The 10,812-nt window shown below is 34.0% G+C and carries 11 protein-coding genes; 8 read left to right on the forward strand and 3 right to left on the reverse strand.

Translation table 11 applies throughout. From position 1 onward, the window contains the following. Positions 1–187 precede the first annotated feature (187 nt). The 8 genes from SD960_RS05115 (at position 188) to SD960_RS05150 (ending at position 9,196) form a co-directional block, all read left to right on the forward strand. The gene (locus tag SD960_RS05115; protein WP_318801271.1) at positions 188–1,336 is read left to right on the forward strand and encodes an ABC transporter substrate-binding protein; all 1,149 of its coding nucleotides are present in this window, start codon (positions 188–190) and stop codon (positions 1,334–1,336) included. After that, complete coding sequence (locus tag SD960_RS05120) at positions 1,333–2,478, forward strand: CaiB/BaiF CoA-transferase family protein (RefSeq protein ID WP_318801272.1); 1,146 nt, start codon at positions 1,333–1,335, stop codon at positions 2,476–2,478. The genes SD960_RS05115 and SD960_RS05120 overlap by 4 nt, the downstream gene beginning before the upstream one ends. After that, the gene (locus tag SD960_RS05125; protein ID WP_318801273.1) at positions 2,479–3,618 is read left to right on the forward strand and encodes a CaiB/BaiF CoA-transferase family protein; all 1,140 of its coding nucleotides are present in this window, start codon (positions 2,479–2,481) and stop codon (positions 3,616–3,618) included. It abuts the gene before it with no gap. Then, positions 3,619–4,845 carry a sugar ABC transporter substrate-binding protein gene (locus tag SD960_RS05130; RefSeq protein ID WP_318801274.1) on the forward strand — a complete coding sequence of 409 codons (1,227 nt, stop codon included), beginning with the start codon at positions 3,619–3,621 and terminating at the stop codon, positions 4,843–4,845. A gap of 54 nt (positions 4,846–4,899) precedes the next feature. Next, positions 4,900–5,979, forward strand: a complete 1,080-nt coding sequence (locus SD960_RS05135; protein ID WP_318801275.1) for a Gfo/Idh/MocA family oxidoreductase — start codon at positions 4,900–4,902, stop codon at positions 5,977–5,979. A gap of 168 nt (positions 5,980–6,147) precedes the next feature. Further along, the gene (locus SD960_RS05140) at positions 6,148–6,591 is read left to right on the forward strand and encodes a MaoC/PaaZ C-terminal domain-containing protein (RefSeq protein WP_026983107.1); all 444 of its coding nucleotides are present in this window, start codon (positions 6,148–6,150) and stop codon (positions 6,589–6,591) included. Positions 6,592–6,707: 116 nt separating this feature from the next. After that, positions 6,708–8,018, forward strand: a complete 1,311-nt coding sequence (fucP, locus tag SD960_RS05145; protein ID WP_318801276.1) for an L-fucose:H+ symporter permease — start codon at positions 6,708–6,710, stop codon at positions 8,016–8,018. Between the two features lie 71 nt (positions 8,019–8,089). Further along, on the forward strand, positions 8,090–9,196 hold the full coding sequence (locus tag SD960_RS05150) for a pectinesterase family protein (RefSeq protein ID WP_318801277.1): 1,107 nt from the start codon (positions 8,090–8,092) through the stop codon (positions 9,194–9,196). Between the two features lie 5 nt (positions 9,197–9,201). On the opposite strand, the gene lpxA is transcribed toward SD960_RS05150, so the two are convergent. The 3 genes from lpxA to SD960_RS05165 form a co-directional block, all read right to left on the reverse strand. Further along, on the reverse strand, positions 9,202–9,972 hold the full coding sequence (gene lpxA, locus SD960_RS05155; protein ID WP_318801278.1) for an acyl-ACP--UDP-N-acetylglucosamine O-acyltransferase: 771 nt from the start codon (positions 9,970–9,972) through the stop codon (positions 9,202–9,204). Positions 9,973–10,034: 62 nt separating this feature from the next. Further along, positions 10,035–10,598 carry a Crp/Fnr family transcriptional regulator gene (locus tag SD960_RS05160; RefSeq protein ID WP_318801279.1) on the reverse strand — a complete coding sequence of 188 codons (564 nt, stop codon included), beginning with the start codon at positions 10,596–10,598 and terminating at the stop codon, positions 10,035–10,037. 12 nt (positions 10,599–10,610) lie between these two features. Then, on the reverse strand, positions 10,611–10,812 hold a 202-nt coding region (locus SD960_RS05165), incomplete at its 5' end, for a hypothetical protein (RefSeq protein WP_318801280.1).

Consider the following 10,812-nt stretch of genomic DNA (forward strand, 5'->3'; position numbering starts at 1 on the left):
TTAATAAATTATAACATTTTTTACACCGTTTGTAAAAAAATTACCATTAAGATTAACATACTTCAAAAAATCAGTGTTAATAAACTCTCCAGCTATTGTTCAATTCAATCTTATTTCTATTTTTGTAATTGTATTTTTTACATTTATTATTTTTTCAAATAAAAATCATCACTATAAATTTACCAAAATGACGATATTAAAAGGGATAACCTGGAATCATACAAGAGGTTTATTACCAATGGTTGCTACAGCTCAGCGATTTACAGAACTAAATCCCGGAGTTGAAATTACCTGGGAGAAAAGAAGTTTACAAGAATTCGCCGATGCTTCTATCGAAGATTTAGCCAAAAGATTTGATTTGCTTGTAATCGATCACCCTTGGACAGGCTTTGGTGCACACTCAAAAACCATTTTGCCTTTATCAGATTATTTATCATCAGAATATATAAAAGATCAGGAATTAAATACAGTTGGACGTTCTTACGGAAGCTACGTTTTTAACGAAAAACTATGGGCGTTGCCAATTGACGCAGCCACTCCGGTTGCGGCGGCGCGTTTGGATATTTTAGAAAAAAAAGGATTAAAGGTACCGCAGACTTACGATGAATTATTGGCTCTTGCCAAAAAAGGATTGGTTGCTTTTGCAGGAATTCCGGTTGATGTTTTAATGAGTTTTTATATGTTTTGCTGTAGTTTGGGCGAAGCTCCATTTCAATCTACAGAAAAAGTAATTTCTCCGGAAACAGGAAAAAAAGCTTTACAAATGTTTCGGGAATTAGCTCAATTAATAGATCCTGCAAATTTTAACCGAAACCCGATTCAGGTTTATGAAGCCATGGTCAATTCAGATGAAATTGCCTATTGCCCATTTGCTTACGGATATTCTAATTATTCGAGAACGGGTTATGGTAAAAAATTGCTTCATTTTTATGACTTAGTTCGTTTGAATAATCAGCCCATGATTAGCTCTTTGGGCGGAACCGGATTGGCAGTTTCTTCTTTTAGCAAACACATTCCCGAAGCAATTAAATATGCTGAATTCACAGGATCTTCTCATACACAACAAAATATTTTTGCTGATAATGGCGGACAACCGGGGCATCTTCAGGCCTGGAAAAGTAAAAGGATTAATTCGGTAACACATGATTATTTCAAAAACACTTTACCTGCTTTAGAACGAGCATTTTTGCGTCCAAGATATTCGGGACATATGTATTTCCAGGATCATGCGGGCGATGTGGTTCGTGATTATTTGATGAAAGGCGGAGATGAAGATTTGGTTTTAGAAGTAATGAATTCGCTTTATGCGAAATCCCTAAATTTAATTACAGCATGAAACCACTGGAAGGATTAGTTGTTTTAGAGTTTTGCCAATTTTTGGCGGGACCTTCTGCCGGATTAAAATTGGCCGATTTAGGTGCGCGCGTTATTAAAATTGAACGACCAATAAAAGGCGAGGCTTGCCGACAATTAAGCATCAAAGATCTTTTTGTTGACGACAGCAGTTTACTATTTCATACGATTAACAGAAATAAAGAATCTTTTGCTGCCGATCTTAAAAATCCTGAAGATTTAATTCTCATTAAAAAATTAATAGCCAAAGCGGATATTATGACGCATAATTTCAGACCTGGCGTGATGGAAAAAATAGGTTTGGATTTTAATGAAACCCTAACTATTAATCCGAAAATAATATACGGGACAATTACAGGTTACGGCAATATTGGCCCGTGGGCTAAGAAACCCGGACAGGATTTATTGTTGCAATCGCTTTCCGGATTGAGCTGGTTAAGCGGTCGAAAAAGTCAGGGACCGGTTCCGTTTGGTTTGGCTGTAGCCGATTTAATGTGCGGTAATCATTTTGTTCAGGGAATTTTAGCGGCATTGTTGAAAAGAGCCAAAACCGGAAAAGGTGTTTTGGTGGAAGTAAGTTTATTAGAATCTGTCTTGGACGTACAATTTGAAGCGATTACTTCCTTCTTAAATGATGGTGGACAATTACCGCAAAGAGGCGATATAAAAGGAAGTGCGCATGCATTTTTGAGCGCACCTTATGGTGTTTATCAAACTCAGGATGGTTTTATTTCGCTCGCAATGGGCGATTTAATTTTTATTGGAAATACGTTGGGAGTTGATTTAACGAAATATGCTGATAAACAAGACTGGTTTACTTTTAGAGATGAAATCAGAGAATTATTAGCCGAAAAAATAATAACTCAAACTTCGGATTATTGGTTGAATTTGCTTCAGAAAGAAGGAATCTGGTGCGGAAAAGTTCTCAATTATGAGGAATTAGACAATCAATCTTTTGTAAATGAATTACAATTGAAACAAACGGTTCAGAATTCTGCCGGAGAAAAATTAGTTACAACGAGAAGTCCCATTCAGCTTGACGGAAAAATTTTAACCAGCACAAAAGCCGCTCCATCTGTTGGAGAAGATAATATAAAAATACACGAACAATTTTTAAGCGAATAGATGAAACCATTAGAAGATTATTTAATAGTAGATTTTAGCCAGTTTCTTTCTGGTCCGTCGGCGAGTTTACGCTTGGCTGATTTGGGTGCGCGCGTTATAAAAATTGAAAAACCGGGAACGGGAGATATTTGCAGAACTTTATATACTTCTGATTTGATTATGAACGGAGAATCTTCTGTTTTTCATACCATTAACAGAAATAAAGAATCGTTCGCCATTGATTTTAAACAACCCGAAGAACTCGAAAAATTAAAAAAATTATTGGCTAAGGCCGATGTTGTCATGCATAATTTCAGACCTGGCGTGATGGAACGCGTGGGATTGAGTTATGAAGCAGTTAGAGAAATAAATCCAAATGTAATTTACGGATCGATTTCTGGTTTTGGCAATCATCCAAATTTAAAAGATTTACCCGGACAGGATTTGTTATTGCAATCTCTTACAGCGTTGACCTGGCTGAGCGGAAATCAGGAAGATGGTCCGGTACCGATGGGATTATCAATTGTCGATATGCTGGCGGGAGCTCATTTGGCACAAGGAATTTTAGCGGCTTTATATCGAAAAGCGACGCAAAATGTCGGAGCTTGTGTTCAGGTGAGTATGTTAGAATCTGCTTTTGATTTTCAATTTGAAACTATTACCACATTTTTTAATGATGGTGGCGAATTGCCTGTTCGAACTAAAACCAATAATGCACATGCTTATTTGGGTGCGCCTTACGGAATTTATAAAACCAATAATGGATTTTTAGCTTTGGCGATGGGCTCAATTCCGGTTTTGGCTTCACTTTTAAAATGTGATGCTTTGTTACAATTTCCCGAAAATAAATTTCATTTAAGAGATGAAATCAAAAATATTCTGGCAGAACATTTACAAACTCAAGACACCAATTTTTGGTTAAATATTTTAGAACCGGCAGATATTTGGTGTGCCGGAGTTTTAAACTATCAACAACTTTTTGCCGAAGAAGGTTTTAAAGTTTTAGATTTTACACAAAAAGTCGAAATGCTGGATGGGTATTCGTACCAAACCACAAGATGTCCGATTAAAATTGATGGCGAATATTTGACTTCGGGAAAAGGTTCTCCCAAATTAGGTCAGGATAATGAAAAGATTATTAAAGAATTTATAGCTGTATAAATGAAAAAAATAAAAATTGCAGTTAGAAAATTTGATCCTTTTGAGAGCACGCTTCAAAAGTTATGGGATTTGTTTTGCCTCAAAAATAATATTCAGGCTGAAGCCGAAATGATCCCTCTTGAATTACATGATCTTTATGAAGAAACCATAACTAAAAAAGGTTTAAAAAACGGAACCTGGGATATTGCACATATTAATACTGATTGGATTTTTGATGCTGCAAATGAAAAAGCGGTTCTGGATTTAACATCCTTTATCGACCAAAATCCTCCGCAGGATTATCCGGAAGGATGGCACGAATCTCTATTAAAATTACAGAAAATAAATAATAGCGTTTACGGACTTCCTTTTCACGATGGTCCGGAATGCGTAATTTTTAGAAAAGATTTATTTGAAGATTTAACCGAAAAACAAAACTTTAAAAATCAATTTGGCTATGAACTAAATCCCCCAAAAACATGGGACCAATTTGTTCAAATAGCAGAGTTTTTTAATCGTCCGGAAGAGAATCTACACGGCTGTGTTTTTGCCAATTATCCCGATGGACATAATATGGTTTTTGATTTTTGCCTGCAATTATGGACACGAGGCGGATCGTTATTAGATCATCAAAATAAAATTAATATCAATCAAACTGCAGCAATTGAAGCGCTGGATTTTTATAGAAATATTGTAAACAATAAAAATGCAGTGCATCCAAAATCAAAAAGTTTTGGTTCTGTAGAAGCGGGTTTGGCTTTCGCCGAAGGACAAGCCGCAATGGCAATTAATTGGTTTGGTTTTGCGTCAATGTGTGAAATAATAGAAGAATCAAAAGTAAAAGGCAAAGTTGATATTGCGGAACTTCCCTTCTACCCAAATCACAAAACAGCATCTCTAAATGTTTATTGGTTGTATACAATTGGCATTGGAAGTAAACAGAAAGAACTTGCTTATGATTTTTTACGATTTGCCACATCTCCAGAAAGCGATAAATTATTGACAAATGAAGGTGGAATTGGCTGTAGAAAATCAACCTGGAAAGATGAAGAAATCAACAAAATGATTCCGTTTTATCATAAACTTGAAATGCTTCACGAAAATGCCTTGACTTTACCACAAACTCCGGTTTGGCCAAAAGTCGCGGAGTTAATAGACCAAATGGTTTTGAAGGCAATTGAATGTGATATTTCATCAGAAAAATTATTAGAAGAAACTCAAAATGAAATTCAAAATATAGCGAACTGACATCTTTGTTAAGTTTTAAACTTTGACAAAAGATTAACTCAAAAAATATTAGATATGAATATTCCATATAAACCTAAGTTACCGGAAACAAACCAACCCATTATCATCATTGGCGCAAGCGGAATTGTAAAAGATGCCCATTTGCCTGCTTATGAAATGGCGGGTTTTAACGTTTTTGGCATTACAAACAGAACGATTTCGAAAGCGCATGATCTGGCAAAACAATTTAAAATTGAGCATGTTTTTGAAAATGTGGCTGATGCCGTAAAAAATGCGCCTTCAAATGCTGTTTATGATATTACGGTGCTGCCTGATCAATACATCGAAATTCTGGAACAACTTCCTGATGGTGCGGCGGTACTTATTCAGAAACCAATGGGAAATGATTTGGCGCAAGCCCGAGAAATTGTTGCCGTTTGTGAAAGAAAAAAATTAGTTGCCGGAATCAATTTTCAATTGCGTTTTGCCTCTTTTGTAAGCGCTGCAAGGCATTTAGTCAATGAGGGAATTATAGGCGATTTGTATGATTTAGAGTTTAAAGTTACCGTGAATACACCTTGGGAATTGTTTCCGCTTATTAAGGAACATCCAAGATTGGAAATTCTTTTTCACAGTGTTCACTATATCGATTGCATTCGTTCTTTTTTAGGAAATCCAAAAAGTGTGATGGCAAAAACAGCGAAACATCCTTTAAAAAAATTATCCTCAAGCCGATCGACGATTATTTTAGATTACGGAGAAGATAAACATGTTGTAATTAATACAAACCACGATCACCATTTTGGTCCAAAACACGAAGAAAGTTATATTAAATGGGAAGGAACAAAAGGTGCTATTAAAGCAAAAATGGGTTTATTAATGAATTATCCTGATGGTTTGCCAGACGAATTTGAATATTCATTACAAAATAAAAATGGCGAATACGAATGGAAAAAAATCGAATTGGAAGGATCATGGTTTCCCGAAGCTTTTATCGGAACGATGTCAAACCTAATGCGATTCAAAGAAGGTTCCGATACCAAATTGTTGGCAAGCGTTCAAGATGTTTTAGACACCATGAAAGTTGTAGAAGCTTGTTACATTAGTAATGAAAGCGGCGGAGTTTCACTTAATGAATTATATTTTACCATATAAGTTATATAAATTCATTTTACTCAATTGGCGCAAAGAAAAATTTAAAATCATATAAGTTGCAATCAAAAGAATTAATAAACCACTAATTAAATAAGCTCTTTTAAGCTTCACACAAAGTGATTAAATGAACTTATATAACTTATATGGTGAAAGAAAAATAAAAAAACTATGTATTTCAAATCAACCTTTTTTGAAGATTATCAAATTGGCGACAAGCGCGTCACTTTTGGAAGAACTATAACGGAAACCGACTTTGTGGTTCACGCAGGTCATACCGGAGATTTTTTTCCACATCACATGGATGAAGAATGGTGTAAAACACAACCTTTCGGACAACGCATTGCGCACGGAACTATGGTTTTTAGTATCGGAATAGGTCTGACCGCATCAGAAATAAATCCTGAAGCTTTTTCTAAGGGATACGATAGAATGCGATTTGTAAAACCGGTTCATATTGGCGACACTATTCATTCTGAAATTACAATTTCTGAAAAAGGAGAAGCCAAAAAACCAGATATGGGAACCGTTACAGAACATGTAGAAATTATCAATCAACGTGGTGAGGTGGTTCTTGTATGCGATCACTTATTATTAGTTAAAAAGAATCTTTAATTTGAGGTACAAAGATTTAAAGTGACAAAGGAACAAAGTTGATCAACTAGAATTAGCTTTTACCTCTGAGCCTTTGAACCATTGCGTCTCTGAACCTTTAACAAAAAAACTATCTAATGCAAATAACCAACCAAACAGGCGATCAACATGAAGCCGCCACTTCAGAAAAAGGAACAGGAAATAAATATCTTTTGCCTTTTATTTTAATTACCAGTTTATTTTTCCTTTGGGGAATGGCACATAATCTGGATTCTATTTTAATTCCGCATCTTAAAAAAGCATGTGAATTAAACAATCGTCAATCTACTTTAATTGACACTGCTGTGTTTTTTGCCTATTTTATAATGGCGATTCCTGCTGGAATGCTGATTAAAAGGTTTGGTTATAAAAACAGCATTATTACCGGACTACTAGTTTTTGCGACTGGAGCTTTTCTATTTGTTCCTGCCGCAAATACGAGAACATACGAATTATTCTTGTTTGCCTTATTTGTAATTGGATGTGGATTGACCATTTTAGAAACAAGTGCAAATCCATACGCTGCTATTTTAGGACCTGCGGAATCATCTTCAAAAAGATTGAATTTAGCAGCGTCATTTAACGGCTTAGCGGCAATGGTTGCACCAATTGTTGGTTCGTTATTTATCTTATCGGGAAAAACACATACACCAGAACAAATGGCAGCGATGCCGGATGCTACAAAAGCAGCTTACTTATTAGAAGAAGCCTCTGCTGTAAAATTACCTTATATCATTTTGGGAAGTGTGTTGGTTCTAGTCGCCATATTGTTCTACTTTATGCATTTACCTTCGATGAAACCACAACACACAGAAGTTGAAGTTAAACCAGGTTTTTTCTCTGTTTTAAAATTTTCTCATTTAAGTTGGGCGGTTGTTGCACAATTCTTCTATGTAGGTGCGCAAGTTTGCATCACGAGCTTTTTTATTAGAATTGCGCAACAAGGAGCAGGATTAGATGAAAAAACTGCAGGATATTATTTGGGTATTTATGGCTTCCTTTTTATGGCCGGCCGTTTTATTGGAACTTTCTTTTTGAAGTTCGTAAAAGATTACGTCTTGCTTTCAATCTATTGTGTTATTAGTATCTTTCTTTGTTTGGTAGCAATTTACGGAACTGGAATTTATGTAATTTATGCACTTGGTGGAATTGGATTTTTTATGTCAATTATGTTTCCAACTATCTTTTCACTAGGATTGGTTGGATTAAAATCAAATACAGAAACTGGTTCTTCATGGCTGGTGATGTCAATCGTAGGTGGTGCAATTTTACCATATGGAATGGGAACTTTAATTGATATGAAGCACGATGACATTCAATCAGGGTATATTATTCCACTAATATGCTTTGCTATCATTCTTTATTTTGGAGTGTTTGGACATAAAGTAAAAAATGTCGTTTCTCAATAATTAATTTGATTTATAATTCCCAAGTTAGATTAGCTTGGGAATTCTTTTATAATTAAATTCTTGTACTCAAAATGAAAAAAATAATTAAAACCATTTCTATACTTGTATTTGTTTTTAGCAATGCATTATTTTCACAAAAAAACAAGCAGATTTACGACATCATTGTTGCTAAAGATGGAAGTGGAAATTTTACTAAGGTGCAAGATGCGTTTGATGCCGTTCCTGACAATAGCATAAAACGTATTATTATTTATGTAAAAGCTGGAATTTACAAAGAAAAACTAAAATTAATTTCAGCCAAACAAAATGTGACATTACTCGGAGAATCCTATGAAAATACAATTCTTAGTTATGATGATTATGCAGAAATTGCCGGTGGTACTAGCAAATCATTCAGTACACTAATTGAAGCAAATGATTTTTATGCCGAAAATATCACTTTTGAAAATACTATAGACAGTAATTTGCTACAATATAAAAAAGGAGGTCAGGCAGTTGCTTTAATGGTAAATGGCGACAGAACTATATTTCACAATTGCAAAATAAGCGGCTTTCAGGACACTTTTTATCTTAAGGCAAACAAAAGGACATATATTAAGGATTGTATCATTGACGGTACTACAGATTTTATTTTTGGCTCGGGTATCGCTTTATTTGAAAACTGTTTTATACAAAGCAAAAGAGATTCATACATTACAGCCAGTAATCAGGATGTTGGAAAAAACAAGTATGGCTTTGTATTTAAAGATTGTGTTATAATGCCGTATGCAAAAGAAGCTGCTACAAAAGTTTCTTTAGGAAGACCATGGGGAGCTGGTGCAAATGTAGTTTTTATTCACTGTTATGAAGAATTACATATTATACCTGAAGGCTGGTCAGTATGGTCAAAAGATCCTGAACATAAAGCGTACAATAATTGGAAGACTACTTTTTATGCTGAATATGACTGTTATGGTCCGGGTTACAATTCTAAAAATCGTATTTCATGGTCACATCAATTAAATAAGACTGAAGCTTTGGAATATATTAAAGAAAAAATATTTGCAGCTCAAAGTACAACGGCCAACAATTTTGAAGAAGATTGGAATCCTATGATTGAAAATGATCAATGTTGTTCAATTTTACCTTCTAAAAAAACTAAGAATGCAAATTCAATTTTGAAAAAAGGATTTAAGTGAAAAGATTAAGAATTAAAGCCTTTAATAATTCCTCTTTTTGATGATTTTACAAAACCAATAATTTCATCCCGTTCCATAGTTTTTTCAAACGTATTCTCTATAAATTCTAAAGCCCGGGTTGTATTTCTATTCTCTTGAAAAAGGATTCTATAAATATCTTTTAACTCATTTATTTTTTCTACTGTAAAGCCTCGCCTTTTCAAACCAACAAGATTTAAACCAACATACCTTAAAGGTTCACGTCCTGCGGTTATATATGGCGGAATATCTTTTACAATACGACTTAATCCACTTATCATGGAATGCTTGCCAATAATTGAAAATTGGTGAATGGCACTTAAACCGCTAATATTTACCCAATCACTTATTTTGACTTCACCAGCTATACCAACACTAAATCCTATAATACAATTATTTCCAATAAAACAATCATGTCCGATATGCGCATTAGCCATTATCAAGTTGTTATTCCCTATAAATGTTTTTCCTTTTGATGAAGTACCTTTGTTGATAGTTACAAATTCACGTATAATATTATTATTACCTATTTCTAATAACGTGTTTTCACCGTTGTATTTTAAATCTTGTGGAATTCCAGCTAGTATAACTCCCGAATGTATTTGACAACTTTCTCCAATTCTAGCTCCTTTAAGAATAGAAACATTATTACCAATCCAGGTATTATCACCAATTATTACATCATCATCAATTGTACAAAAGTTGCCAATATGCACATTCTTACCGATTATTGCTTTTCCTATTATATTTTTTTCCAATTTCCATTTATTTAATAATGGCAAATGTTGAAAAAAAATAAATGAATTTTATTGATCTAAAGTCAATTAATCGAAGCTCTAATTCTACTTATGGTTTCCTGACTAACTCCAATTAGTGAAGCGATATGTTTTAATTTGGCTTTTAAAATAATTTGTGGAAATGATTCCAGTAAATATTCATATTTTTCCTGCGCATTCATAATCCTGAATATATGGTGAAACTCATTAATTTTAGAAAGATAAAGTCTGAGCTGCTTGATATGAAACTGCGAAAACAAAGGATATTTCAATAGAATCAATTCATCTGAATATAGTAAGGAATAAACAATAGTTTCTTCACAAGCTTGTAAACTCTCGAATGAAGGCTTCTGCTCAAAAAAACTACTTAAAGAAGTTACAAACTGATTATCTGTATAAATCCATTTTGTAACTTCTATGCCATCTTCTAAAGAAAATCTACGAACTACACCAGATTTAATAAAATATATTTTACTGCATACCTTACCTTCTTCAATAATGAACTGGTCTTTTTTAAATCTTTCTACAATAAAATATTTCTTTATAGCTTCTTCAGTTTCAAAATCTAATTCTTGAAAAGCATTTATTACATCAATTAATTCTCTCATTTCCTAAAATAATTAAAGCAACAAATTTACAATTATAATAATACAGAATAAGAAATTGTAGGATATAGACTTTGATGTGGGTAGTGTACAAATCAAAAACTCTTTATAAACAAAAAACCCTATCCGTTTTGGATAGGGTTTTTCAAAGAAAGGCGACGACATACTCTCCCACATAACTGCAGTACCATCTGCGCAGGCGGGCTTAACTACTCTG

Origin of the sequence: Flavobacterium sp. MMLR14_040 (assembly GCF_033657265.1) — a bacterium.
Classification (GTDB): domain Bacteria; phylum Bacteroidota; class Bacteroidia; order Flavobacteriales; family Flavobacteriaceae; genus Flavobacterium.

Excerpts from the sequence above, each read along its gene's own strand:
- SD960_RS05115 (WP_318801271.1), top strand. The coding sequence starts at position 188 with ATGACGATATTAAAAGGGATAACCTGGAATCATACAAGAGGTTTATTA.
- SD960_RS05120 (WP_318801272.1), top strand. The coding sequence starts at position 1,333 with ATGAAACCACTGGAAGGATTAGTTGTTTTAGAGTTTTGCCAATTTTTG.
- SD960_RS05125 (WP_318801273.1), top strand. The coding sequence starts at position 2,479 with ATGAAACCATTAGAAGATTATTTAATAGTAGATTTTAGCCAGTTTCTT.
- SD960_RS05130 (WP_318801274.1), top strand. The coding sequence starts at position 3,619 with ATGAAAAAAATAAAAATTGCAGTTAGAAAATTTGATCCTTTTGAGAGC.
- SD960_RS05135 (WP_318801275.1), top strand. The coding sequence starts at position 4,900 with ATGAATATTCCATATAAACCTAAGTTACCGGAAACAAACCAACCCATT.
- SD960_RS05140 (WP_026983107.1), top strand. The coding sequence starts at position 6,148 with ATGTATTTCAAATCAACCTTTTTTGAAGATTATCAAATTGGCGACAAG.
- fucP (WP_318801276.1), top strand. The coding sequence starts at position 6,708 with ATGCAAATAACCAACCAAACAGGCGATCAACATGAAGCCGCCACTTCA.
- SD960_RS05150 (WP_318801277.1), top strand. The coding sequence starts at position 8,090 with ATGAAAAAAATAATTAAAACCATTTCTATACTTGTATTTGTTTTTAGC.
- SD960_RS05160 (WP_318801279.1), bottom strand. The coding sequence starts at position 10,598 with ATGAGAGAATTAATTGATGTAATAAATGCTTTTCAAGAATTAGATTTT.